This is a genomic window from Novilysobacter selenitireducens, from assembly GCF_020026895.1.
Taxonomy (GTDB): Bacteria; Pseudomonadota; Gammaproteobacteria; order Xanthomonadales; family Xanthomonadaceae; genus Lysobacter_C; species Lysobacter_C selenitireducens.
Window position 1 is genome coordinate 1 of record NZ_JAINZW010000006.1, and the last position, 23,413, is coordinate 23,413.

The following is a 23,413-nucleotide window of genomic DNA, read 5'->3' on the forward strand; positions in this document are numbered from 1 at the left end:
GCCTGCGTTTCGCGATCCGCGAAGGCGGCCGCACCGTCGGCGCCGGCGTGGTGAGCAAGATCATCAAGTGACGCCGTGACCCGTGCGCGCCGCTGGCGCGCACGGTGTTGTCAGGTCGTCATCCCCGAGTGGTTTTATCGGGGTCCAGCGTCCCGGTCTTTAGGCCCAGGGCGCCGGATGACTTCAAGCGGATCAGGGTAGGGTGCTTGCGCACCCGGTCGAAAACCCGTTAGAATGCGCGACCACTGCGGGCCCTTGGCTCGCAAACCAGCGAAATGAGGGGCAGGAAGCGCCTCGTCTTCGCCAGACAGGGAAATGTCGCATGGGTGCTGCCCGGCTTGCCGAGGCGGCTTCATGCGTTCGCAGATTCCGTCTGGGCGGGCCGGGTAACCGGCCTGCCTTGATTTTTGAAGGAGGCCGGCGGCGTTGTCGTCGGCCACGTCGTTTTTACCGGGGTTCGGCGCACCCAGTCGCCGGCCTGTCGCTCTTTTAACCAAGGAACACCGTCATGGCGGACCAGAAGATCCGGATTCGGCTCAAAGCGTACGATCATCGCCTGATCGATCGCTCGGCCAGCGAGATCGTCGAAACGGCCAAGCGGACCGGCGCGCAAGTGCGCGGCCCGATCCCGCTGCCGACCAAGATCGAGCGCTACACCATCCTCGTTTCCCCGCACGTCGACAAGGACGCGCGCGACCAGTACGAGACCCGCACGCACAAGCGCGTGCTCGACATCGTCGACCCCAACGACAAGACCGTGGACGCGCTGATGAAGCTCGAGCTCGCGGCGGGCGTCGACGTCCAGATCAAGCTGACCTGAGGCCACCCACATGACTGCGAAGAAATATTCGCTGGGCATCGTCGGTCGCAAGGCCGGCATGAGCCGGTTCTTCACCGAGGACGGCAAGTCCGTGCCGGTGACGCTTATCGAAGCGACCCCGAACCGGATCACCCAGATCAAGACCACCGATGCCGACGGCTACAGCGCCGTGCAGGTGACGGTCGGCGTGCGCCGCGCGGCGCTTGTCAACAAGCCCGCCGCGGGCCACCTTGCCAAGGCCAAGGTCGACGCCGGCCGTGGCCTGTGGGAGTTCCGCGTCGCCGACGAGAAGATCGCCGACTTCAACGTGGGCGGTGAAATCAAGGCCGACATCTTTGAAGTGGGCCAGATCGTCGACGTCCAGGGCGTCACGAAGGGCAAGGGCTTCCAGGGCACGATCAAGCGCTGGAACTTCAAGATGGGCGACGCCACCCACGGTAACTCGCTGTCGCATCGCGCCCCGGGCTCGATCGGCCAGCGCCAGACGCCGGGTCGCGTTTTCCCGGGCAAGAAGATGTCCGGTCACATGGGTGCGGTGCAGCAGAGCACGCAGGGCCTGGAAGTGGTCAAGGTCGACGCCGAGCGCGGCCTGATCGCGATCAAGGGCGCCGTGCCGGGCGCGCCGGGCGGCGACGTGATCGTCCGCCCGACGAGCAAGGGAGTATGACGATGGAACTCGCCATCAATAACAGCGACAAGAAGCTGTCGGTTTCCGACGAGATCTTCGGCCGCGACTTCAGCGAGGACCTGGTCCACCAGGTCGTCGTGGCGTACCGCAACGCGGGCCGCGCCGGCACCAAGGCGCAGAAGACGCGTTCGGAAGTGGCCGGCACCACCAAGAAGTCGAAGAAGCAGAAGGGCGGCGGTGCGCGTCATGGCGCGCTGACGGCTCCGATCTTCGTCGGCGGTGGCGTGACGTTCGCGGCCAAGCCGCGCAGCTTCGCGCAGAAGGTCAACCGCAAGATGTACCGCGCCGCGATGGCCGCGATCCTGTCGGAGCTCAATCGCCAGGGCCGCCTGAAGGTCGTCGACGCGTTCGATATCGACGCGCCCAAGACCTCCGGCCTGGTGTCGAAGCTCAAGGAGCTGGAAGTGGGCCGTCGCCCGCTGCTGGTGACCGAGGACGCCAGCGAGAACCTGTACCTGTCCGCGCGCAACCTGCCGTACGTCGAGGTCCGTGACGTCCAGGGCCTGGATCCGGTCTCGCTCGTGGGCGCGGATTCGGTCGTGGTCACCGCCGATGCGGTCAAGAAGATCGAGGAGTGGCTGGCATGAACGACGCCAAGCTCTACAACGTCATCCGCGCGCCGCGCGTGTCCGAAAAGACCGCGCGCCTGCAGGAAATTTCCAACCAATACGTCTTCGAAGTGGCGACGACTGCTACCAAGGCCGACATCAAGGTCGCCGTGGAAAAGCTGTTCGACGTCAAGGTCGAGGCGGTCAACGTGGTCAACGTGAAGGGCAAGAACAAGGCCTTCCGTTTCCGCATGGGCCGCCGCCCCGACTGGCGCAAGGCGTACGTGAAGCTGGCCGAGGGCCAGTCGATCGACGTGATGGCCAAGGCCTGAGGATCGATCCATGGCATTGATGACTTTCAAACCCACCTCGCCCGGCCGTCGTTCGATGGTCCGTGTGGTGACGCCGGGCCTGCACAAGGGCGCGCCGCACGCTGCACTGGTCGAGAAGAAGAGCAAGAGCGGTGGCCGCAACCACCACGGGCGCATCACCACGCGTCACGTCGGCGGCGGTCACAAGCAGCACTACCGCATCATCGATTTCAAGCGCAACAAGGAAGGTATCCCGGCGCGCGTGGAACGGATCGAATACGATCCCAACCGCACCGCCCATATCGCCCTGCTGTGCTATGTCGACGGTGAGCGCCGTTACATCATCGCCCCCAAGGGCCTGAAGGATGGCGACCAGGTGATCGCGGGCCGTGACGCCCCGATCCGCACCGGCAACACGCTGCCGCTGAGCAACATCCCGGTCGGCACCACGGTGCATTGCGTCGAGATGAAGCCGGGCAAGGGCGCCCAGCTGGCCCGCGCCGCTGGCGCCGGTGCCTACCTCGTCGCCCGCGAGCAGGGTTACGCCACGCTGCGCCTGCGCTCGGGCGAGACCCGCAAGGTGCCGGTAGAGTGCCGCGCCACTATCGGTGAGGTCGGCAACGACGAGCACAGCCTCGAGAAGCTCGGCAAGGCCGGTGCCAAGCGCTGGCGCGGTGTCCGTCCGACCGTCCGCGGTGCGGCCATGAACCCGGTCGACCACCCGCACGGTGGTGGTGAGGCCAAGGCCGGCCAGGGCAACCCGCATCCGGTCACGCCGTGGGGCGTGCCGACGAAGGGTTACAAGACGCGCAAGAACAAGCGTACGCAGCAGTTCATCGTTCGCGATCGCAGGAGCTAATCGGCAATGGCACGTTCACTGAAAAAGGGTCCGTTCGTCGACCACCACCTGATGAAGAAGGTGGAGACCGCGGGCAACAACAAGAAGCCGATCAAGACCTGGTCGCGCCGCTCGATGGTTCTGCCGGAGATGGTGGGTTTCACCATCGCCGTGCACAACGGTCGCAATCACATCCCCGTGCTGGTCAACGAGAACATGGTTGGCCACAAGCTCGGCGAGTTCGCCCTGACGCGTACCTTCAAGGGTCACGTCGGCGACAAGAAGAGCCGCTAAGGAGATGACCATGGAAGCGAAAGCCATCCTGCGCAGCGCGCGCATCTCCGCCCAGAAGGCCCGTCTGGTGGCTGATCAGGTGCGCGGCCTCTCGGCCGAGCGCGCGGTCAACCTGCTGAAGTTCTCCGACAAGAAGGCCGCTGCGATGATCCGCAAGGTCGTCGAGTCCGCCATCGCCAACGCGGAGAACAACCAGGGCGCCGACATCGACGAGCTCAAGGTCAAGACCATCATGGTCGACGAGGGCCCGACGCTGAAGCGCTTCATGGCCCGTGCGAAGGGGCGGGGTACCCGCATCCTCAAGCGCACCAGCCACATCACCGTCGTCGTCGGCGAGGGGAAGTAACTCATGGGTCATAAAGTTCATCCGACCGGCATCCGCCTTGGTATCTCCAAGGACTGGAACTCGAAGTGGTTCGCCGGCAAGAAGCAGTACGCCGAGTACCTGGCCGCCGACCTGAAGGTCCGCGAGATGCTCCGCAAGAAGCTGGCACAGGCCGGCATCTCGAAGATCTTCATCGAGCGTCCGGCCAACAACGCCCGCGTGACCATCCACACCGCCCGTCCGGGCGTGGTGATCGGCAAGCGCGGCGAGGACATCGAGAAGCTGCGCAAGGAAGTCAGCGACATGATGGGCGTCCCGGCGCACATCAACGTCACCGAGGTGCGCAAGCCCGAGCTCGACGCCCAGCTGGTGGCCGAGTCGATCGCGCAACAGCTCGAGCGCCGCATCATGTTCCGTCGCGCGATGAAGCGCGCCGTGGGCAATGCGATGCGCCTGGGCGCGCTGGGCATCAAGGTCAACGTGGCCGGCCGCCTGAACGGTGCGGAGATCGCACGTTCGGAGTGGTACCGCGAAGGCCGCGTGCCGCTGCACACCCTGCGTGCGGACATCGACTACGGCTTTGCCGAGGCGAAGACCACCTACGGGATCATCGGCATCAAGACGTGGGTTTACCGGGGCGAGATCTTCGATTTCTCCCAGGTGGGCCAGGAGAAGCAGGACGACAGTCCGCGCAGCGATCGTGGTGATCGCGGCGACCGTCGTGACCGCAACGATCGCCCGGCCCGCCAGCCGCGCGAAGCGAGGTAACCGACCATGTTGCAACCCAAGCGAACGAAGTACCGCAAGGTACACAAGGGCCGCAACGAAGGCCTGAGCTGGAACGGCAACGCCGTCAGCTTCGGCGAGTACGGCCTGAAGGCGACCGCGCACGGCCAGATCACCGCGCGCCAGATCGAGGCGGCACGCCGCTCCATCAGCCGCTACGTCAAGCGTGGCGGCAAGATGTGGATCCGCGTGTTCCCCGACAAGCCGATCACCAAGAAGCCGATCGAAGTCCGCATGGGCTCCGGTAAGGGCAACGTCGAGTACTGGGTCGCCCAGATCCAGCCCGGTCGCATGATCTACGAGATCGAAGGCGTGGACGAGACGGTGGCGCGCGAAGCGTTCCGCCTGGCCGCCGCCAAGCTCTCGGTGACCACCACTTTCGTCACCCGGACGGTGCGCTGATGGAAATCAAGAAGCTCCGCGAGAAGTCCTCGGAGGACTTGAAGGCCCACCTGGTCGACCTGCACAAGGAGCAGTTCGCTCTGCGCATGCAGGCCGCCACCGGCCAGCTCGCCAAGACCCATGAAACCCGCCGCGTGCGCCGCGAGATTGCTCGCGTCAACACGCTGCTGGTCGAGAAGAAGTAAGGACCCGCCATGACCGACAACAATACAGAGAAGGCAGTGCGCACGGTCGAAGGGCGCGTGGTCAGCAACAAGATGGACAAGACCGTCACGGTGCTCGTTGAGCGCCAGGTCAAGCATGCCCTCTACGGCAAGTACATCCGTCGCTCGACCAAGCTGCACGCCCACGATGCCGACAACGCCTGCAACGAGGGCGACATCGTCCGGGTGCGCGAAATCGCCCCGATGTCCAAGACCAAGAACTGGAGCGTGGTTGAGATCGTCAGCCGCGCGACCGCCTAAGAGGAGCTGAACCATGATCCAGATGCAAAGCTACCTCAACGTGGCCGACAACTCCGGTGCCAAGGAAGTGATGTGCATCAAGGTGCTCGGCGGCTCCAAGCGCCGTTACGCGCACATTGGCGACATCATCAAGGTCACCGTGAAGGACGCGATCCCGCGCGGCAAGGTCAAGAAGGGCGACGTCTATGACGCCGTGGTGGTCCGTACCCGCAAGGGCGTTCGCCGCCCCGACGGTTCGCTGATCCGCTTCGACGGCAATGCCGCCGTGCTCCTGAACAACAAGCATGAGCCGATCGGCACCCGCATCTTCGGGCCTGTGACCCGCGAGCTGCGCTCCGAGAAGTTCATGAAGATCGTCTCGCTCGCACCTGAAGTGCTCTGAGCGGAGGAATTGACATGAACCGTATCAAGAAGGGCGACCAGGTCGTGGTCACCACCGGCAAGGACAAGGGCAAGAAGGGTGACGTCGTGCGCGTGGCCGGCGACAAGGTCGTCGTGTCCAACGTCAACATCATCAAGCGCCACACCAAGCCGAACCCGCAGGCCGGCCAGCCCGGTGGCGTGATCGAGCGCGAGGCGCCGATCCACATTTCCAACGTCATGCTGTTCAACCCTGCCTCGGGCAAGGGCGAGCGCATCGGTATCAAGGTGCTGGAGGATGGACGCAAAGTTCGCGTGTTCCGCTCCAGCGGTGAGGCGGTCGACGCCTGAGGAATGCTGAAATGACCCGGCTTGAAAAGATTTACAAGGAAGAAGTGGTTCCCGTGATGACCGAGAAGTTCGGTTACAAGAACCCGATGGAAGTCCCGCGCCTCGTCAAGATCACGCTCAACATGGGCGTGGGCGAAGCGGCCACCAACAAGAAGATCCTCGAGAACGCCGTCGCCGACATGACGAAGGTCTCCGGCCAGAAGCCGATCGTGACGAAGAGCCGTGTCTCGGTGGCTTCGTTCAAGATCCGCGACGGCTGGCCGATCGGCTGCAAGGTGACGCTCCGCCGCGCGAAGATGTTCGAGTTCCTGGACCGCCTGATCAACGTCTCGCTGCCGCGCGTGCGCGACTTCCGTGGCGTCTCGGCCAAGTCCTTCGACGGCCGTGGCAATTACAACATGGGCGTCAAGGAGCAGATCATCTTCCCGGAGATCGACTTCGACCAGGTCGACGCCGTCCGCGGCATGGACATCGCGATCACCACGACCGCGAAGACCGACGCCGAGGCCCGGGCCCTGCTGGAAGCCTTCCGCTTCCCGTTCCGTACTTAATCGAGGTTTCGAATATGGCTAAGACCTCCATGGTCAACCGCGAAGTCAAGCGGGCCAAGCTGGCCAAGAAGCACGCCGGCAAGCGCGAAGAGCTGAAGAAGATCATCGCCAGCGACTCGGCGTCGTACGAGGAGAAGCTGGAGGCGTCGGTCAAGCTGCAGAAGCTGCCGCGCGACTCCTCGCCCTCGCGCCAGCGCAACCGTTGCGCCCTGACGGGCCGCTCGCGCGGCGTGTACGCCAAGTTCGGCCTGGGTCGCAACAAGCTGCGTGAAGCCACCATGCGCGGCGATGTCCCCGGCCTGCGCAAGGCCAGCTGGTAACTGCTACACTAGCCGGCTCGGCCAGCGTCTGGCCGGCGAAGCGCCGCGGCTCGTGTCGCGGCGTTACAACTGAAATTCGCAATCCCGCGGATATCGGTGCTACTCATAGGTGATATTTCATGAGCATGACTGATCCCATTGCCGACATGCTGGTGCGCATCAAGAATGCCGCAGCGGTCCGCAAGCCGACGGTGAAGATGCCGTCGTCCAAGACCAAGGTGGCGATCGCCACCGTGCTGAAGAGCGAGGGCTACATCCTCGACTCGCGCGTGAGCGAGATCGGTTCGGGCAAGTCCGAACTCGAGATCGTGCTGAAGTACTACGAAGGCAAGCCGGTGATCGAGCGCCTGGAGCGCTTCTCCCGTTCGGGCCTGCGGCAGTACCGCGGCAAGGACGCGCTGCCCAAGGTCCTCGGTGGCCTGGGTGTCGCCATCATTTCCACCTCCAAGGGCATCATGACCGATGCGCAGGCGCGCCAGCAGGGCGTCGGCGGAGAGGTTCTGTGCTTCGTGGCGTAAGGGAGTAACGAACATGTCCCGAGTTGCCAAGAGGCCGATCGCCCTTCCGAAGGGTGTCGAGCTGAACATCCAGTCCGAGAACGTCAGCGTCAAGGGCCCCAAGGGCACCCTGTCGATCGACAAGCCGGCCGGCATCGACGTCAAGATCGAGGACGGCCAGGCGCTGCTCTCGGCCGCCAACGACGAACTGGTCCCGCTGACCGGCACCCTGCGCGCGATCATCGCGAACATGGTCCACGGCGTGTCCGAAGGCTTCGAGCGCAAGCTCGAGCTGGTCGGCGTCGGCTACCGCGCGTCCATGCAGGGCCAGGACCTGAACCTGTCGCTGGGTTTCTCGCACCCGATCCTGTTCAAGGCGCCGGAGGGCATCACCATTGCCACCCCGACGCAGACCGAGATCGTGGTGCAGGGCGCCGACAAGCAACGCGTCGGTGAAGTCGCCGCCAAGATCCGTGGCTTCCGTCCGCCGGAGCCCTACAAGGGCAAGGGCGTGAAGTACGCGGGCGAGAACATCATTCGTAAGGAAGCCAAGAAGGCTTAAGTGCGAATCCCTCGCAAGGGGCCTCACATTCCTGTGCGGGCTCTTCAAGGGGGCCACTTCCTTCAGCTTTCGAGGACACACTCATGAGCAAGAACACCGCCCGCCTGCGCCGCGCCAAGTCGACCCGTGCGCACATCCGCGAACTCGGCGTGCCGCGCCTGTCGGTACTGCGCACCGGCCAGCACCTGTACGCCCAGGTCTTCACCGCCGACGGCTCCAAGGTCCTGGCTGCCGCCTCGACCGTGCAGGCTGACGTGCGCGATGGGCTGAAGAACGGTAAGAACGCCGATGCTGCGGCCAAGGTCGGTCGCACCATCGCCGAGAAGGCCAAGGCCGCCGGCATCGAGAAGGTCGCGTTCGACCGCTCGGGCTACCGGTACCACGGCCGCGTCAAGGCGCTGGCCGACGCCGCCCGCGAGGGTGGCCTGCAGTTCTGATGCACGTCGGCGCGGTGCCCTGCCCAACGGCAGGGTCTGCGCCGGATGCCACCTGCCGGCGCGGGCTGCGCCGGGCGGGTCGTCGGGTTTCCGGCGATTCGAAGCGCCCGAGGCACACCACAACGACAAGCGGCCAAGCCGCAAATCCTTCAACTGACGAGATATAGAAGATGGCAGACGAACGTGCACCGCGGGGTCGTGATCGCGACCGCAACCGCGAAGAAATCGATGACGGCATGATCGAGAAGCTGATCGCGGTCAACCGCGTCAGCAAGACCGTCAAGGGTGGTCGCCAGTTCACCTTCACCGCGCTGACGGTGGTGGGCGACGGCTCCGGCAAGGTTGGCTTCGGCTACGGCAAGGCACGCGAAGTGCCGGTCGCGATCCAGAAGTCGATGGAGTACGCCCGCAAGAACATGAGCAACGTCGACCTGAACAACGGCACCCTGTGGCACTCGGTGAAGTCCGGCCACGGCGCGGCGCGCGTGTACATGCAGCCGGCGTCCGAGGGTACCGGCGTGATCGCCGGTGGCGCGATGCGCGCCGTGCTGGAAGCGGTCGGGGTGAAGAACGTGCTGGCCAAGGCCACCGGTTCGCGCAACCCGATCAACCTGGTGCGCGCCACCGTGCGCGGCCTGACCGAGATGCATTCGCCGGCCAAGATCGCGGCCAAGCGCGGCAAGAAGGTGGAGGAGTTGAACCATGGCTAAGAAGCAGGCCGAGAACGCCGGCACCGTCAAGGTGCGCCTGGTCAAGGGCCTCCGCGGCACCCAGTCCCGCCACCGCCTGTCGGTGCGCGCCCTGGGCCTGAACAAGCTCAACGACGTGCGCGAGCTGAAAGACAGCCCGCAGGTCCGTGGCCTGATCAACAAGGTGCATTACCTGGTTCAGGTCGAGGAATAAGGAGAACACCATGCGTCTCAATACTCTCAAGCCCGCAGACGGCGCCCGCAAGGAGCGCACGCGCGTTGGTCGTGGTATCGGTTCGGGCCTGGGCAAGACCGCCGGTCGCGGCCACAAGGGTTCGTTCGCGCGTTCGGGCAAGGGCAAGATCAAGGCCGGCTTCGAAGGCGGCCAGATGCCGATGCACATGCGCCTGCCGAAGATCGGTTTCCGCTCGCGCACCGCGGGCGACACCGCCGAAGTGCTGCTGTACCAGCTGGACCGCCTGGACGCCGGCGATATCGACTTCGCCGCGCTGCGCGCTGCCAAGCTGGTGCCGAGCACCGCCAAGCGGGCGAAGATCGTGAAGAAGGGCGAGCTGAGCAAGAAGTTCGTGCTCAAGGGCGTGCTGGCCACGGCCGGTGCCAAGGCTGCCATCGAGGCGGCCGGCGGCAAGGTCGAGGAGTAAGCGGTCGATGGCGCGCAGCAGCAACGCGATGTCCGGTGTCGGCGGCGGGCTCGGCAAGTTCACCGAGCTCCGCCAGCGCCTGCTGTTCGTGCTGGGCGCACTGATCGTCTACCGCATCGGCTGTTACATCCCGGTGCCGGGCGTCAATCCGGACGCCATGCTGCAGCTCATGGAGACCCAGCAGGGCACCATCGTGGACATGTTCAACATGTTCTCCGGTGGCGCCCTGGAGCGTTTCAGCTTGTTCGCGCTGAACGTGATGCCGTACATCTCCTCGTCGATCATCGTGCAGCTGCTGGTGCAGATGGTGCCCTCGCTCAAGGCCATCCAGAAGGAAGGCGAGTCGGGGCGCAAGCGCATCAACCAGTGGTCGCGCCTGGGTGCGATCCCGCTGGCGATCTTCCAGGCCTGGGGCATCGCCACGGCACTGCAAGCCGGTGGTGCCAGCCAGGGCATCCCGGTGGTCTACAGCCCGGGCATGGGCTTCGTGCTGACCGCGGTGATCTCGCTGACGGCGGGCACCATGTTCCTGATGTGGCTCGGTGAGCAGGTGACCGAGCGGGGCATCGGCAACGGTGTGTCGCTGATCATCTTCGCTGGCATCGTCGCAGGCCTGCCTTCGGCCGTGATCGGCATGTTCGAGCAGATCCGCAACGGTGAGATGTCGGAGTTCGTGGCGATCGCGGTGGTGTTGATCGTCCTGGCGGTGACCTATTTCGTGGTCTTCGTCGAGCGTGGGCAACGCCGGATCACCGTCAATTACGCGCGCCGCCAGGGCGGCCGCAGCGCGTACATGAACCAGTCCTCGTTCCTGCCGCTCAAGCTCAACATGGCGGGCGTCATCCCGGCCATCTTCGCCTCGAGCATCGTGATGTTCCCGGCGACGGCAGCCACCTGGTTCAGCCAGGGCGATTCGTCCTCCTTCATGCTCAAGCTCAGCCAGTGGCTCAACCCGGGCGAGCCTCTGCACATGATCCTGTACGCGTCGATGATCGCGGGTTTCGCGTTCTTCTATACCGCGCTGGTGTTCAACTCGCAGGAAACCGCCGACAACCTCAAGAAGTCGGGTGCGCTGATCCCGGGCATCCGGCCGGGCAAGGCCACCGCCGACTACGTCGACGGCGTGCTGACACGCCTGACCGCGGCCGGTGCGGCCTACCTGGTGCTGGTCTGCCTCCTGCCGGAGGTGATGCGCACCGAGATGGGCATTTCGTTCTACTTCGGTGGCACCTCGCTGCTGATCGTGGTGGTGGTGGTGATGGACTTCATTGCCCAGATCCAGGCCCACCTGATGTCGCACCAGTACGAAAGCCTTCTCAAGAAGGCGAACCTCAAGGGTGGCGGAGGCCTGCGCGGCGTTCCGCGCACCTGAGGTGGCAATTCCCGTCGACCCGGTCCTCAGCGGCCGGTCGACAAGAAGGGCGGCTCGCGCGGCGTCTCGCGCGCGGGTGGGTTCGGGTCGGTCCGCGCGCCGGAGTAGCGCGCGGGGCCGGGCAGGGCGGGTGACTCCGTCTTGCCCAGGCAACCCGCTCCCGTCGCCGGAGCATGGGCACACTCCCCATGCCGTGGTCCAGCTGCGCCCTCCAGGCGCGGCCGGGCTTCCTATTAACCCGAGACCTTGTTAGAATTTCCAGTTCACTTATCCAAGTGCCACCTCGCCGGGCGTCAACCCGGCCGCCAAACCAGTTGGAGAATCGCGTTATGGCGCGTATTGCGGGCGTCAACCTGCCTGCCCAGAAGCACGTCTGGGTCGGGATCCAGAGCATTTACGGCATTGGCCGTACCCGTTCGAAGAAGGTCTGTGAAGCGGCCGGCGTGAATTCGTCGACCAAGATCCGTGACCTGTCCGAGCCGGAAGTCGAGCGCCTGCGCGCCGAGATCGGCAAGTACGTGGTCGAGGGCGACCTGCGTCGCGAAATCGGCATGTCGATCAAGCGTCTGATGGACCTGGGCTGCTACCGCGGCCTGCGTCACCGTCGTGGCCTGCCGCTCCGCGGCCAGCGCACCCGGACCAATGCACGCACCCGCAAGGGTCCGCGCAAGGCCATCAGGAAGTAAGGAATAGATCATGGCCAAGCCAGCACAAGCCAAGACGAAGAAGAAGATCAAGCGCGTCGTCACCGACGGCATCGCCCACGTCCACGCTTCGTTCAACAACACCATCATCACGATCACCGACCGTCAGGGCAACGCGCTGTCGTGGGCGACCTCGGGGGGCGCGGGTTTCCGCGGCTCGCGCAAGTCGACCCCGTTCGCCGCGCAGGTTGCTGCTGAAAAGGCCGGCCGTGCTGCGCTCGACTACGGCGTCAAGTCGCTGGAAGTGCGCATCAAGGGTCCGGGTCCCGGTCGCGAATCCGCCGTTCGTTCGCTGAACAACGTCGGGTACAAGATCATGAACATCATCGACGTGACGCCGATCCCGCACAACGGGTGCCGTCCGCCGAAAAAGCGTCGCGTCTGAGGAGCTGAAGACACATGGCTCGTTATATTGGTCCCACCTGTAAGCTCGCGCGCCGTGAAGGCGCCGACCTCGGCCTGAAGTCCTCGGCCCGCGCGCTCGACTCCAAGTGCAAGCTGGAGCAGAAGCCCGGCCAGCACGGTCCGGTCGCCCGTCGCGGCAAGCTGTCCGATTACGCCGTCCAGCTTCGCGAGAAGCAGAAGGTCAAGCGTATTTATGGCCTGCTGGAGCGTCAGTTCCGCAACTACTACAAGAAGGCGTCGACGAAGAAGGGCAACACCGGCGAAAACCTGTTGCAGCTTCTCGAGACCCGCCTGGACAACGTCGTCTACCGCATGGGCTTCGCGGTCACCCGCCCGGCCGCTCGCCAGCTGGTGAGCCACCGCGGCGTCACGGTCAACGGCAAGTCGGTGAACCTGCCGTCCTACCAGGTGAAGGCCGGCGACGCGATCGCCCTGGCCGAGCGTGCCCAGAAGCAGCTCCGTGTCCAGGAGTCGCTGACGGTCGCCCAGCAGATGGACCTGTCGCCGTCGTGGGTCGAGGTCGACAGCAAGAAGTTCAGCGGCGTGTTCAAGGCCGTGCCGGATCGCGCCGACCTGCCTTCGGACATCAACGAAGCGCTGATCGTCGAGTTGTACTCGAAGTAACCGATGCGGCATTCCCTGTGCGTCCCTTCTGGGGATGCGCGGGGACCTCCACCACCCTGGCCGGCGTGCCCCGCACACCGGCCGCCTCCTTGATCCAGAGGGGGCTCCAAAGCCAACGCGATCGCGCTCCCCCAGCGCGGAGCATTGCAGGAGAAGTTACACAATGACGGTTACCGCTAACCAGGTACTGCGTCCGCGCGGTCCCCAGATCGAGCGCCTCAACGGCAACCGCGCCAAGGTCGTGATCGAGCCGCTGGAGCGCGGCTACGGCCACACCCTGGGCAACGCGCTGCGCCGCGTGCTGCTGTCCTCGATCCCGGGCTTCGCCATCACCGAGGTCGAGATCGACGGCGTGCTCCACGAGTACACCACGGTCGAAGGCCTGGAAGAGGACGTGCTGGAGGTGCTGCTCAACCTCAAGGACGTCGCCATCCGCATGCACACCGGCGAGTCCGCCACCCTGTCGCTCTCCAAGCAGGGTCCTGGCGTGATCACCGCGGCCGACATCAAGGCCGACCACAACGTCGAGATCCTCAACACCGACCACGTGATCGCGCACCTGACGAAGGACACCGCGATCAACATGCGCCTGAAGATCGAGCGTGGCTACGGCTACCAGCCGGCCGCAGCGCGTCGTCGCCCGGACGAGGAGACCCGCGCCATCGGTCGCCTGATGCTGGACGCGTCGTTCTCGCCGGTCCGCCGCGTCGCGTATGCCGTCGAGGCCGCGCGCGTCGAGCAGCGCACCGACCTGGACAAGCTGGTCCTGGACATCGAAACCAACGGCACGATCGACGCCGAGGAAGCCGTCCGCACCGCGGCCGACATCCTCACCGACCAGCTGTCGGTGTTCGGCGACTTCACCCACCGCGACCGCGGTGCGGCCAAGCCGGCCACCGGTGGCGTCGACCCGATCCTGCTGCGTCCGATCGACGACCTCGAGCTGACCGTGCGTTCGGCGAACTGCCTGAAGGCCGAGAGCATCTACTACGTCGGCGACCTGATCCAGAAGACCGAGGTCGAGCTGCTGAAGACGCCGAACCTGGGCAAGAAGTCGCTCACCGAGATCAAGGAAGTGCTCGCGCAGCGCGGCCTGTCGCTCGGCATGAAGCTGGAGAACTGGCCGCCGGCCGGGATCGCCAGCCACGGCATGATGGGCTGACGCACCACCGCTATACCGCTCCCCGCCCGATGGCGGGGAGCGTTGTCTCAAGTGGCACAAACCGACGGGCCTGAAAGCCCGCGAACATCACCGGTCAAGGACGGCCGGACCGGACCATCCGCAGTCCATGTTTCCAGCGCCAGGACGGCGACAGCGACCTCCAACAGCGACAACATTCAACAGGAACCACTGCCATGCGCCACCAGAAAGCCGGCCGCAAGTTCAGCCGCACCAGCGCCCATCGCGATGCCATGTTCACCAACATGTCCGCGTCCCTCATCAAGCACGGTCTGATCAAGACCACGCTGCCCAAGGCCAAGGAGCTGCGTCGCGTCGCCGAGCCGCTCATCACCCTGGGCAAGGTCGACAGCGTCGCCAACCGCCGCCTCGCCTTCTCGCGCCTGCGCGACAAGGAAGCCGTCGGCACGCTGTTCACCACCCTTGGCCCGCGCTACCAGGCGCGCCCGGGTGGCTACCTGCGCATCCTCAAGTGCGGCTTCCGCGCCGGCGACAACGCGCCGATGGCGTACGTCGAGCTGGTCGATCGCCCGGAAGCGGCGGCCGAGTAATCGGCGCCGTGGGGACCTGCGTCCCCGCCTGAGACGAGAAGCCCCGGCCATGCCGGGGCTTTTTGCATCTGGCGATGACGGTGGCGGGTTCTCAGCGGTGGCCACGCACTGGCCAGGTGGGCCAGGAATGCCTGCCGCAGCATGAGTCTACGCACGGACGCGCGCACGCCTTAAGCTTTGCAGCATGAAAACCTCCACCGCCCGCTCCACCTTCCGCACCCATTTCGTTCTGGGGTTCCTGGCCTGTGCCGGTTTGCTGGGCTATGCGATCTACCTCCAGTTGCACGACGGTCTGGAGCCGTGTCCGCTGTGCATTTTCCAGCGCATCGCATTCGCGGCGCTGGGCGTGGTGTTCCTCGTCGGCGCGCTGCACGCGCCAGCGGGCCGTGGCGGGCGTAGGGGCTACGGGGCGCTGGCCGTAGTTGCGGGCCTTGTGGGCATCGGTATCGCCGGCCGCCACGTGTGGCTGCAGCTGAACCCGCCGGCGATCCCGTCCTGCGGGGCAGGGCTGGAGTTCATGCGCGAGACGATGTCGACCACCAGTGTCATCCGCAAAGTGCTCACCGGTTCGGGCGACTGCGGAACGGTCGACTGGACGTTCCTGGGCCTGTCGATGCCGGCATGGAGCCTGGTCTGGTTCGTGCTGTTGACCGGGTGGGCCGCCCACGCGGCATTCCGGCGTTAACCAGTCCTGTTGCTGGCAGGTGCCGCTTGCTGTTGCGGGCTGAGCCGGATGCGACCATGATCATTCGCTGCACCGCAACACGAACCGCACGTCCATGAGCACGCCCGACCGCAGTATCCACGCCGTCCACCTCCCGTCCGACTGGACGGCGGCGTCGTGGCGCTCGCGGCCCGCCCTGCAACTGCCGCAATACCCGGACGCGGGCGAACTGGCCGGGGTGCTGGACGAGCTGCGGCTGCTGCCGCCGCTGGTCACCTCGTGGGAGATCCTCGCGCTCAAGCAGCAGCTGGCCGAGGCGCAGGAGGGCAAGCGCTTCCTCTTGCAGGGTGGCGACTGCGCCGAAAGCTTCGATGCCTGCACCTCCGAGTTGATTTCCAACCGGCTCAAGGTGCTCTTGCAGATGAGCCTGGTGCTGGTGCACGGCCTGCGCAAGCCGGTGATCCGCGTGGGCCGCTTCGCCGGCCAATACGCGAAGCCGCGGTCGGCCGACAGCGAGACGCTCAATGGTGTGACGCTGCCCAGTTACCGGGGCGACATGGTCAATGCGCCGGCATTCACGCCCGAAGCGCGGCGCCCCGACCCGCGCCGGATGATCAAGGCGCACGCGCGTTCGGCGATGACGATGAACTTCGTTCGAGCGCTGATCGACGGCGGTTTCGCCGACCTGCACCACCCCGAATACTGGAACCTCAGCTGGGTTGGCCATTCGCCCCTGGCGGAGGAGTACCGCCACATGGTGCAGGCCATCGGCGATGCGGTCCGTTTCATGGAGACGATTTCCGGTGAGGAGGTGCACAACCTCAATCGGGTCGACTTCTACACGTCCCACGAAGCGTTGCTGCTGCCGTACGAAGAGGCGCTGACCCGCCAAGTGCCGCGTCATTGGGGCTGGTTCAATCTCAGCACGCACTATCCGTGGATCGGCATGCGCACGGCCGCGGTCGATGGCGCGCACGCGGAGTACTTCCGGGGTATCCGCAACCCGATCGCGCTCAAGGTCGGGCCGTCGGTGACGCCCGACCAGCTGCTGCGGATCATCGACCTGCTCAACCCCGAGGATGAGCCGGGCCGCCTGAGTTTCATCCACCGGATGGGCGCCGCGCATATCGCCGACAAGCTGCCGCCGCTGCTGGACGCGGTGCGTCGCGACGGGCGCCGCGTGCTTTGGGTGTGCGATCCGATGCACGGCAACACCGAGGCCACCGCCAACGGCTACAAGACGCGCCGCTTCAACAACATCGGCAGCGAACTGGAGCAGGCGTTCGACCTGCACGCCGCAGCAGGGACGCGGCTGGGCGGCGTGCACCTGGAGCTGACCGGCGAGGACGTCACCGAGTGCCTGGGCGGTGCCCGCGAGCTGACGGAGACGGACCTGGAGCGCGCCTATCGCTCGACGGTCGATCCGCGCCTGAACTACGAGCAGGCGCTGGAAGTGGCGATGCTGATCGTGCGCAAGCAGGCGCAGTTCGCCAACAGCTGAGCTTTACAGGAGCTGCTTCAGCCGCGATCGCACTTGCCGAACATTCGATCGCGGCTGAAGCCGCTCCTACAGCGAACGGGCATGCCTTGCCTCACCCACGAAAAAAAAGCCGCCCATCGGGCGGCTTTCTTCTGTTACCGGCTGAGCGCGAATCAGGCGGCGCGCGAAGCCCGCTTGCGGTCGTTCTCGGTGCGGAACTTCTTGCGCAGGCGGATCTGCTTGGGCGTGACCTCGACCAGCTCGTCGTCGTCGATGAATTCCAGCGCCTGCTCCAGCGACAGCTTGATCGCCGGGATCAGACCCTCGTCCTTGTCGGTGCCGGAGGCGCGGAAGTTGGTCAGCTGCTTGCCGCGCAGGGCATTGACCGTCAGGTCGTTGTCCTTGCTGTGGATGCCGACGATCTGGCCCTCGTAGATCTCCTCGCCCGGCTCGATGAACAGCCGGCCGCGCTCCTGCATGGCGATCTGCGCATAGGCCGGCGACGGGCCGGTGCCGTTGGAGATCAGCACGCCGTTCTGGCGCTGGCCGATCTCGCCGTCCATCTTCGGGCCGAAGTGGTCGAAGACGTGGAACAGCAGGCCGGTGCCCGCGGTGAGGGTGCGGAACTCGGTCTGGAAGCCGATCAGGCCACGCGCCGGGATGATGAACTCCAGGCGCACGCGGCCCTTGCCGTCGGGTTCCATGTTCTGCAGCAGCGCCTTGCGCTCGCCCAGCCGGCCCATGACGCCGCCCTGGAACTGCTCCTCCATGTCGACCACAAGTTGCTCGAACGGCTCCTGCATCACGCCGTCGATCTCCTTGATGATGACCTCCGGACGCGACACGGCCAGCTCATAGCCTTCGCGGCGCATGTTCTCGATCAGGATCGACAGGTGCAGCTCGCCGCGGCCGGAGACCTTGAACTTGTCGGCGTCGGACGTGTCCTCGACCTTCAGCGCGACGTTGTGCGCGGTCTCGCGGGTCAGGCGGTCGCGCAGCTGGCGGCTGGTGAGGAACTTGCCGCCGCTGCGGTCCTTGACGCCGGCGAACGGCGAGTCGTTGACCTGGAAGGTCATCGAGATCGTCGGCTCGTCGACCGTCAGAACCGGCAGCTGCTCGACCGCGGACGGGTCGCACAGCGTGTCGGAAATGCCCAGCGGATCCACGCCGGAGAAGGCAATGATGTCGCCGGCGCCGGCCTCGGGCACTTCCACGCGCTCAAGGCCCATGAAGCCCAGCACCTGCAGCACCTTGGCGTTGCGGGTCTTGCCCTCGCGGTCGATCACGGTGACCTGCTGGTTGGTCTTGACCTTGCCGCGCTGGATGCGGCCGATGCCGATCATGCCGACGTAGCTGTTGTAGTCCAGGCTGGTGACGCGCATCTGGAACGGGCCATCCGGGTCGACCGGCGGCGCCGGCACGTGCTGGCAGATGGCCTGGAACAGCGGGGTCATGTCGCCGTCGCGCACGCTCTCGTCCATGCCGGCGTAGCCCTGCAGGCCGGAGGCGTAGACGGTGGTGAAGTCGAGCTGCTCGTCGGTCGCGCCAAGGCGGTCGAACAGGTCGAAGGTCTGGTCCAGCACCCAGCTGGCGCGCGCGCCCGGGCGGTCGACCTTGTTGACCACCACGATCGGCTTGAAGCCCATCGCGAACGCCTTCTGCGTCACGAAGCGCGTCTGCGGCATCGGGCCGTCCATCGCGTCGACCAGGATCAGCACCGAGTCGACCATCGACAGCACGCGCTCGACCTCGCCACCGAAGTCGGCGTGGCCCGGCGTGTCGACGATATTGATGCGCCAAGTCTCGCCGTCCGGGTCGGTCCAGCGGATGGCGGTGTTCTTGGAGAGGATCGTGATGCCACGCTCCTTCTCGATGTCGTTGCTGTCCATCACGCGGTCGGGCACGACGGCGCGCTCGTCCAGGGTGCCGGACTGCTTGAGCAGCTGGTCGACGAGGGTGGTCTTGCCATGGTCGACGTGGGCGACGATGGCAATGTTGCGCAGGCGTTCGACGGAGTTGGATGCGGACATGCGGACAGGGCGCCGTTCGACGCTCGGGACAGGGAGGAAGCCGGCCATTATAGCGGCCAAACCTGCCTGAATGCGGGCATCCGGGTGGGGCTGGGGTATTCTTGGCGGCCCCCTGTTCACGCCGCCGCCGGCGCCCGTGTCCAACCCCCACCAGGAGCCCCGCATGAGCCTCATCGCCACCTTCGAAACCGACCGCGGCCCGATTCGCATCCAGCTCGAGCCCGAAAAGGCCCCGCTGACGGTCGCCAACTTCGCCAACCTCGCCAAGCGCGGCTTCTACGACGGCCTCAACTTCCACCGCGTGATCAACGACTTCATGGTCCAGGGCGGCTGCCCGCAGGGCAGTGGCACCGGCGGCCCGGGCTACCGCTTCGAGGACGAGACCAAGAACGGCCTTGGCCATGAGCGCGGCGTGCTGTCGATGGCCAACGCCGGTCCGGGCACCAACGGCAGCCAGTTCTTCATCACCCACGTGGCGTGCCCGTGGCTGGACGGCAAGCACACTGTCTTCGGCAAGGTGATCGAGGGCCAGGAGGTGGTGGACGCCATCAAGCAGGGCGACATCATCAACAAGGTGAAGCTCGAGGGTGACGTCGACGCCGCGCTGGCCGCCAAGGCCGACCGCGTGGCCGAGTGGAACACGACGCTGGACGCCAACGCGCGTCCGTGAACCCGCCGTCCGGGCCCGCCCGGACCGCCTGCCCCGACGCCCGCCACCGCGCGGGCGTCGTCGTTTCCGGACCCGGTCCCGCCAGGTCGAAATGGTTTCACGTGGTACTATTTTCCGGCTGATGGCCGCGGTCGCGGCCGTCCCGTCGAACTCCCCACGAGGTCACCACGATGCCCCAGCTCGCCCGGCGCATCGGTCGCGCCAAGCCCAGCGCGATCATGCAGATTGCCGAGAAGGCCAAGCGCCTGAAGTCCGAAGGCCGCGACATCATCAGCTTCTCGATCGGCGTCCCCAACTTCCTGCCCGGCGAGCACGTCTACGAGGCCGCCCGCCAGGCGCTGGCGCACGACTCCGGCCAGTACGGCAGCAACCGCGGCAGCGACGCGATGCTCGATGCGTTCCTCGAGCACATCAACAAGATCGGCATGACCGGCTACGGCCGCGTAAACCTCGCGACCGGCGTGGGCGCCAAGCACGTGCTCTACAACCTGGCCGAGGCGCTGCTGGACGAGGGCGACACGATCGCCTTTCCGACGCCGTACTGGACGAGCTACCTGGACATCGCCGAGATCGTCAACGCGAAGGTCGAGCTGCTGCCGTGCGGGCCTGCGCAGGACTACAAGCTGACGCCTGCGCAGCTTGAAGAGGCGCTGGCGAAGAAGCCGCGCGTATTCCTGTTCAACAACCCGTCCAACCCGACCGGCATGGTCTACACGAAGGACGAGATCGGTGCGCTGGCCGACGTCATCGCCAAGTATCCGGACACGTGGGTCATTACCGACGACATCTACAACCGGATGGTGTTCGACGGCGTGGGCTACCACAACTTCGTGCATGCGCGCCCCGAGCTGCGCGACCGCGTGATCTTCGTCGACTCGCTGTCCAAGACCTACGGCATGCCGGGCTGGCGCGTGGGCTTCATGGCCGGGCCGGAAGTCGTCGCCCAGGCCGTGGTGACGATGAACTCCAACCACATCACCAACCTGCCGGAGATCGTGCAGGCTGCTGCGGTCGCCGCCCTGTCCGGGCCGCAGGACGTACCCGAGGCCAAGTGCGCCGAGTTCCAGGCCAAGCGCGACCAGGTGATGGACGTGATGAACTCGATCCCCGGCGTCGTGTGTCCACGGCCGCAGGGCGCGTTCTACGTGTTCCCCGATGTCAGCTGCGCCTTCGGCAAGACGCACGGGCCGACCGGCAAGGCGATCGCCAACGACGTGGATTTCTGCAGCGTGCTGCTGGAAGCCAAGGGCGTGGCATGCGTGCCGGGCTCGGCCTTCGGCGAGCCGCGCGCGATGCGCATCAGCTATACCTGCCCGACGCCGCAACTGGAGCCCGGCATGCAGCGCATCCGGGAGTTCTTCGGCGAACTGTCGTAAGGGCAGGGCGGCTGCGTGCGCGCGCTCTGGCTGCTGGTGCTGGCCGCCCTCGTCGGCGGCTACCTGCATTTCCGCGAGCCGGCCGCGCCCGAGCTGCAGCCCGGCGACCCACGCCATGACACGGGCGAATCGCGCATCGTGATGCTGGCCGCCGACTGGTGCGGCTACTGCCGCAAGCAACGCAAGGATTTCGAGCTGGCCAACGTGCGCTACCGCGTCCTCGACATCGAAACGCCCGAAGGCGACCGCGCGATGAAGGCGCTGGGCGCGCGCGGTGTGCCGGTCACCGTGATCGGGCAGGACGTCGTGCGCGGCTATGACACCGCTGCGCTCGACGACCACCTCCAACCCCTCGGCTACCGCGTCTACTGACGCGCGCGCCCTCCACCCACATCCCCGCGAAGGATTTCCCCATGAAGACTCCCGTCCGCGTTGCCGTCACCGGTGCTGCCGGCCAGATCGGCTATTCCCTGCTGTTCCGCATTGCCTCCGGCGAAATGCTGGGCAAGGACCAGCCGGTCATCCTGCAGATGCTCGAGCTGCCGATGGAGAAGGCCCAGGCCGCGCTCAAGGGCGTGATGATGGAGCTGGAGGACTGCGCGTTCCCGCTGCTGGCCGGTATGGTCGGTACCGATGACGCCGAAGTCGCGTTCAAGGATGCCGACATCGCCCTGCTGGTCGGCGCGCGTCCGCGCGGTCCGGGCATGGAGCGCAAGGACCTGCTGCTGGAGAACGCCAAGATCTTCACCGCGCAGGGCGCCGCCCTGAACAAGGTCGCCAGCCGCGACGTCAAGGTACTGGTGGTCGGCAACCCGGCCAACACCAACGCCTACATCGCCATGAAGTCCGCCCCCGACCTGCCGGCGAAGAACTTCACCGCGATGCTGCGCCTGGACCACAACCGCGCGCTGAGCCAGCTGGCCAACAAGGCCGGCGTTGCCGTGGCCGACATCGAGAAGCTGGTCGTGTGGGGCAACCACAGCCCGACCATGTACCCGGACTACCGCTTCGCCACGGTCAACGGGCAGTCGCTGAAGGACAAGATCAACGACGCCGACTGGAATGCCAACGAATTCATCCCGAAGGTGGGCAAGCGCGGCGCGGCAATCATCGAAGCGCGCGGCCTGTCCTCGGCGGCATCCGCGGCCAACGCTGCCATCGACCACATCCGCGACTGGGTGCTGGGCACCGACGGCAAGTGGGCCACCATGGGCGTGCCGTCCGACGGCAGCTACGGCATCCCGGAAGGCGTGATCTACGGCGTGCCGGTGACCTGCGCCAACGGCGAATACACCCGCGTCACCGACCTGCCGGTCGACGACTTCAGCCGCGCCGCCATGGACAAGACGCTGGCCGAGCTCGAAGAAGAGCGCGCCGGTGTCGCACACCTGCTGTAAGCGGTAACGACCGGTCCCGGATTTTCGGCATCGCAGGGTGGGTTGAGCGAAGCGATACCCACCGTCGCGACATTCGGATTGATGGGTATCGCTCCGCTCAACCCATCCCACGGGGTATCGAATGTCGCAAGTCTCCGCAGGCGCGAAGTTCCGCGCCGCCATCCAGGAAGAGTCCCCGCTGCAGGTCATGGGCGCGATTACCGCCTATGCCGGCCTGATGGCCAAGCGCGTGGGTTACAGGGCGCTGTACCTGTCGGGCGGCGGTGTGGCCGCCAATTCGCTTGGTATGCCTGACCTGGGCATCAGCACCATGGAAGACGTGCTCACCGACGCGCGCCGCATCGTCGATGCCACGGGCATGCCGCTCCTGGTCGACATCGACACCGGTTGGGGCGGCGCGTTCAACATCGGTCGCACGATCCGTTCCTTCGAGCGCGTGGGCGTCGCCGCGGTGCACATGGAGGACCAGGTCGGCCAGAAGCGTTGCGGCCACCGGCCGGGCAAGGAAGTCGTGTCCAAGGGCGAGATGGTCGACCGGGTGAAGTCGGCGGTCGATGCCCGCACCGACGACGGGTTCGTGATCATGGCGCGGACCGACGCCGCGGCAGTGGAGGGAGTGGACGCGGCGATCGAACGCGCCGTTGCATACGTCGAAGCCGGTGCCGACATGATCTTCCCGGAGGCGATGGGATCGCTCGAGGACTATCGCCGCTTCAAGCAGGCGGTAAAGGTGCCGATCCTCGCCAACCTGACCGAGTTCGGCAGCACGCCGTTCTACACCGTCGACGAGCTGCGCGAGGCCGGTGTCGACATCGCTCTCTATTGCTGCGGCGCGTACCGTGCCATGAACAAAGCGGCGTTGAACTTCTACGAGACCGTGCGCCGCGACGGCACCCAGAAGCACATCATCGACACCCTGCAGACGCGCGCCGAGCTGTACGACTACCTCGGCTACCACGCCTACGAGGACAAGCTCGACGCCCTGTTCGCGTCGGGCAAACCCGAATGACCGGCCGGTGCCTGGAAGGCATCACGCGCGCCCCGGAACAACGAGA

The 23,413-nt window shown here is 65.8% G+C and carries 36 protein-coding genes; 35 read left to right on the forward strand and 1 reads right to left on the reverse strand.

The window, feature by feature from the left end; all coding sequences use genetic code 11:
* The 30 genes from K6753_RS11940 to K6753_RS12085 form a co-directional block, all read left to right on the forward strand.
* The coding region (locus tag K6753_RS11940; protein WP_322327148.1) for an EF-Tu C-terminal domain-related protein at nt 1-71 on the forward strand (71 nt) is incomplete at its 5' end.
* Between the two features lie 437 nt (nt 72-508).
* The gene (rpsJ, locus tag K6753_RS11945) at nt 509-820 is read left to right on the forward strand and encodes a 30S ribosomal protein S10 (protein WP_027070119.1); all 312 of its coding nucleotides are present in this window, start codon (nt 509-511) and stop codon (nt 818-820) included.
* A 10-nt stretch (nt 821-830) separates the two neighbouring features.
* Entirely contained in the window at nt 831-1,487 is a 657-nt protein-coding gene (rplC, locus tag K6753_RS11950) for a 50S ribosomal protein L3 (RefSeq protein ID WP_223676691.1), read from the forward strand.
* Between the two features lie 2 nt (nt 1,488-1,489).
* Complete coding sequence (gene rplD, locus K6753_RS11955; protein WP_223676692.1) at nt 1,490-2,095, forward strand: 50S ribosomal protein L4; 606 nt, start codon at nt 1,490-1,492, stop codon at nt 2,093-2,095.
* The gene (rplW, locus tag K6753_RS11960; RefSeq protein WP_223676693.1) at nt 2,092-2,388 is read left to right on the forward strand and encodes a 50S ribosomal protein L23; all 297 of its coding nucleotides are present in this window, start codon (nt 2,092-2,094) and stop codon (nt 2,386-2,388) included. The genes rplD and rplW overlap by 4 nt, the downstream gene beginning before the upstream one ends.
* Nucleotides 2,389-2,398: 10 nt before the next feature.
* The gene (gene rplB / locus K6753_RS11965) at nt 2,399-3,226 is read left to right on the forward strand and encodes a 50S ribosomal protein L2 (RefSeq protein WP_223676694.1); all 828 of its coding nucleotides are present in this window, start codon (nt 2,399-2,401) and stop codon (nt 3,224-3,226) included.
* 6 nt (nt 3,227-3,232) lie between these two features.
* Entirely contained in the window at nt 3,233-3,499 is a 267-nt protein-coding gene (rpsS, locus tag K6753_RS11970; RefSeq protein WP_141519287.1) for a 30S ribosomal protein S19, read from the forward strand.
* Between the two features lie 10 nt (nt 3,500-3,509).
* Nucleotides 3,510-3,845, forward strand: a complete 336-nt coding sequence (gene rplV, locus K6753_RS11975) for a 50S ribosomal protein L22 (RefSeq protein WP_223676695.1) — start codon at nt 3,510-3,512, stop codon at nt 3,843-3,845.
* Nucleotides 3,846-3,848: 3 nt separating this feature from the next.
* A complete protein-coding gene (rpsC, locus tag K6753_RS11980; RefSeq protein ID WP_223676696.1) occupies nt 3,849-4,592 on the forward strand; it encodes a 30S ribosomal protein S3 in 744 nt (247 codons plus the stop codon).
* Nucleotides 4,593-4,598: 6 nt separating this feature from the next.
* Complete coding sequence (gene rplP, locus K6753_RS11985) at nt 4,599-5,012, forward strand: 50S ribosomal protein L16 (RefSeq protein WP_223676697.1); 414 nt, start codon at nt 4,599-4,601, stop codon at nt 5,010-5,012.
* Nucleotides 5,012-5,197, forward strand: a complete 186-nt coding sequence (gene rpmC, locus K6753_RS11990; RefSeq protein ID WP_223676698.1) for a 50S ribosomal protein L29 — start codon at nt 5,012-5,014, stop codon at nt 5,195-5,197. Before rplP ends, rpmC begins: the two co-directional genes overlap by 1 nt.
* A gap of 9 nt (nt 5,198-5,206) precedes the next feature.
* Nucleotides 5,207-5,476: a 30S ribosomal protein S17 gene (gene rpsQ, locus K6753_RS11995; protein WP_223676699.1), complete on the forward strand. Its 270-nt coding sequence runs from the start codon at nt 5,207-5,209 to the stop codon at nt 5,474-5,476.
* A 13-nt stretch (nt 5,477-5,489) separates the two neighbouring features.
* Nucleotides 5,490-5,858 carry a 50S ribosomal protein L14 gene (gene rplN / locus K6753_RS12000; RefSeq protein WP_223676700.1) on the forward strand — a complete coding sequence of 123 codons (369 nt, stop codon included), beginning with the start codon at nt 5,490-5,492 and terminating at the stop codon, nt 5,856-5,858.
* Between the two features lie 14 nt (nt 5,859-5,872).
* The gene (gene rplX / locus K6753_RS12005; RefSeq protein ID WP_223676701.1) at nt 5,873-6,187 is read left to right on the forward strand and encodes a 50S ribosomal protein L24; all 315 of its coding nucleotides are present in this window, start codon (nt 5,873-5,875) and stop codon (nt 6,185-6,187) included.
* 11 nt (nt 6,188-6,198) lie between these two features.
* A complete protein-coding gene (gene rplE, locus K6753_RS12010; RefSeq protein ID WP_223676702.1) occupies nt 6,199-6,738 on the forward strand; it encodes a 50S ribosomal protein L5 in 540 nt (179 codons plus the stop codon).
* 14 nt (nt 6,739-6,752) lie between these two features.
* A complete protein-coding gene (gene rpsN / locus K6753_RS12015) occupies nt 6,753-7,058 on the forward strand; it encodes a 30S ribosomal protein S14 (RefSeq protein ID WP_223676703.1) in 306 nt (101 codons plus the stop codon).
* Between the two features lie 119 nt (nt 7,059-7,177).
* Nucleotides 7,178-7,576 carry a 30S ribosomal protein S8 gene (gene rpsH / locus K6753_RS12020; protein ID WP_223676704.1) on the forward strand — a complete coding sequence of 133 codons (399 nt, stop codon included), beginning with the start codon at nt 7,178-7,180 and terminating at the stop codon, nt 7,574-7,576.
* 13 nt (nt 7,577-7,589) lie between these two features.
* Nucleotides 7,590-8,117 (forward strand): 50S ribosomal protein L6, encoded by a 528-nt coding sequence (gene rplF, locus K6753_RS12025; protein WP_223676705.1) that lies wholly within the window; start codon nt 7,590-7,592, stop codon nt 8,115-8,117.
* 83 nt (nt 8,118-8,200) lie between these two features.
* Nucleotides 8,201-8,554 carry a 50S ribosomal protein L18 gene (rplR, locus tag K6753_RS12030; protein ID WP_223676706.1) on the forward strand — a complete coding sequence of 118 codons (354 nt, stop codon included), beginning with the start codon at nt 8,201-8,203 and terminating at the stop codon, nt 8,552-8,554.
* 170 nt (nt 8,555-8,724) lie between these two features.
* Complete coding sequence (gene rpsE / locus K6753_RS12035) at nt 8,725-9,264, forward strand: 30S ribosomal protein S5 (protein WP_223676707.1); 540 nt, start codon at nt 8,725-8,727, stop codon at nt 9,262-9,264.
* A complete protein-coding gene (gene rpmD / locus K6753_RS12040; RefSeq protein ID WP_223676708.1) occupies nt 9,257-9,457 on the forward strand; it encodes a 50S ribosomal protein L30 in 201 nt (66 codons plus the stop codon). The genes rpsE and rpmD overlap by 8 nt, the downstream gene beginning before the upstream one ends.
* Nucleotides 9,458-9,467: 10 nt before the next feature.
* A complete protein-coding gene (gene rplO, locus K6753_RS12045) occupies nt 9,468-9,905 on the forward strand; it encodes a 50S ribosomal protein L15 (protein WP_223676709.1) in 438 nt (145 codons plus the stop codon).
* Nucleotides 9,906-9,912: 7 nt separating this feature from the next.
* Nucleotides 9,913-11,277, forward strand: coding sequence for a preprotein translocase subunit SecY (gene secY, locus K6753_RS12050; protein ID WP_223676710.1), 1,365 nt, complete (start codon nt 9,913-9,915; stop codon nt 11,275-11,277).
* Nucleotides 11,278-11,606: 329 nt separating this feature from the next.
* A complete protein-coding gene (gene rpsM, locus K6753_RS12055) occupies nt 11,607-11,963 on the forward strand; it encodes a 30S ribosomal protein S13 (protein ID WP_223676711.1) in 357 nt (118 codons plus the stop codon).
* 10 nt (nt 11,964-11,973) lie between these two features.
* Nucleotides 11,974-12,366, forward strand: a complete 393-nt coding sequence (gene rpsK, locus K6753_RS12060; RefSeq protein WP_223676712.1) for a 30S ribosomal protein S11 — start codon at nt 11,974-11,976, stop codon at nt 12,364-12,366.
* A gap of 14 nt (nt 12,367-12,380) precedes the next feature.
* Nucleotides 12,381-13,010, forward strand: a complete 630-nt coding sequence (gene rpsD / locus K6753_RS12065) for a 30S ribosomal protein S4 (protein WP_223676713.1) — start codon at nt 12,381-12,383, stop codon at nt 13,008-13,010.
* Between the two features lie 163 nt (nt 13,011-13,173).
* Complete coding sequence (locus K6753_RS12070; protein WP_223676714.1) at nt 13,174-14,172, forward strand: DNA-directed RNA polymerase subunit alpha; 999 nt, start codon at nt 13,174-13,176, stop codon at nt 14,170-14,172.
* A gap of 194 nt (nt 14,173-14,366) precedes the next feature.
* Nucleotides 14,367-14,741, forward strand: coding sequence for a 50S ribosomal protein L17 (gene rplQ / locus K6753_RS12075; protein ID WP_223676715.1), 375 nt, complete (start codon nt 14,367-14,369; stop codon nt 14,739-14,741).
* 184 nt (nt 14,742-14,925) lie between these two features.
* Nucleotides 14,926-15,426 carry a disulfide bond formation protein B gene (locus K6753_RS12080; protein ID WP_223676716.1) on the forward strand — a complete coding sequence of 167 codons (501 nt, stop codon included), beginning with the start codon at nt 14,926-14,928 and terminating at the stop codon, nt 15,424-15,426.
* Nucleotides 15,427-15,520: 94 nt separating this feature from the next.
* Complete coding sequence (locus tag K6753_RS12085; protein ID WP_223676717.1) at nt 15,521-16,906, forward strand: class II 3-deoxy-7-phosphoheptulonate synthase; 1,386 nt, start codon at nt 15,521-15,523, stop codon at nt 16,904-16,906.
* 152 nt (nt 16,907-17,058) lie between these two features.
* On the opposite strand, the gene typA is transcribed toward K6753_RS12085, so the two are convergent.
* Nucleotides 17,059-18,915, reverse strand: coding sequence for a translational GTPase TypA (typA, locus tag K6753_RS12090; protein ID WP_223676718.1), 1,857 nt, complete (start codon nt 18,913-18,915; stop codon nt 17,059-17,061).
* 163 nt (nt 18,916-19,078) lie between these two features.
* Here typA and K6753_RS12095 point away from each other — a divergent pair, with 163 nt between their 5' ends.
* From K6753_RS12095 to prpB, 5 genes are all read left to right on the forward strand, one after another.
* The gene (locus K6753_RS12095) at nt 19,079-19,585 is read left to right on the forward strand and encodes a peptidylprolyl isomerase (RefSeq protein ID WP_223676719.1); all 507 of its coding nucleotides are present in this window, start codon (nt 19,079-19,081) and stop codon (nt 19,583-19,585) included.
* 170 nt (nt 19,586-19,755) lie between these two features.
* On the forward strand, nt 19,756-20,961 hold the full coding sequence (locus tag K6753_RS12100) for a pyridoxal phosphate-dependent aminotransferase (RefSeq protein ID WP_223676720.1): 1,206 nt from the start codon (nt 19,756-19,758) through the stop codon (nt 20,959-20,961).
* A gap of 15 nt (nt 20,962-20,976) precedes the next feature.
* Nucleotides 20,977-21,333 (forward strand): glutaredoxin family protein, encoded by a 357-nt coding sequence (locus tag K6753_RS12105; RefSeq protein ID WP_223676721.1) that lies wholly within the window; start codon nt 20,977-20,979, stop codon nt 21,331-21,333.
* A gap of 41 nt (nt 21,334-21,374) precedes the next feature.
* Nucleotides 21,375-22,358, forward strand: coding sequence for a malate dehydrogenase (locus tag K6753_RS12110; protein ID WP_223676722.1), 984 nt, complete (start codon nt 21,375-21,377; stop codon nt 22,356-22,358).
* Between the two features lie 121 nt (nt 22,359-22,479).
* Nucleotides 22,480-23,367 carry a methylisocitrate lyase gene (gene prpB, locus K6753_RS12115; RefSeq protein WP_223676723.1) on the forward strand — a complete coding sequence of 296 codons (888 nt, stop codon included), beginning with the start codon at nt 22,480-22,482 and terminating at the stop codon, nt 23,365-23,367.
* The last annotated feature ends 46 nt before the right edge of the window (nt 23,368-23,413 follow it).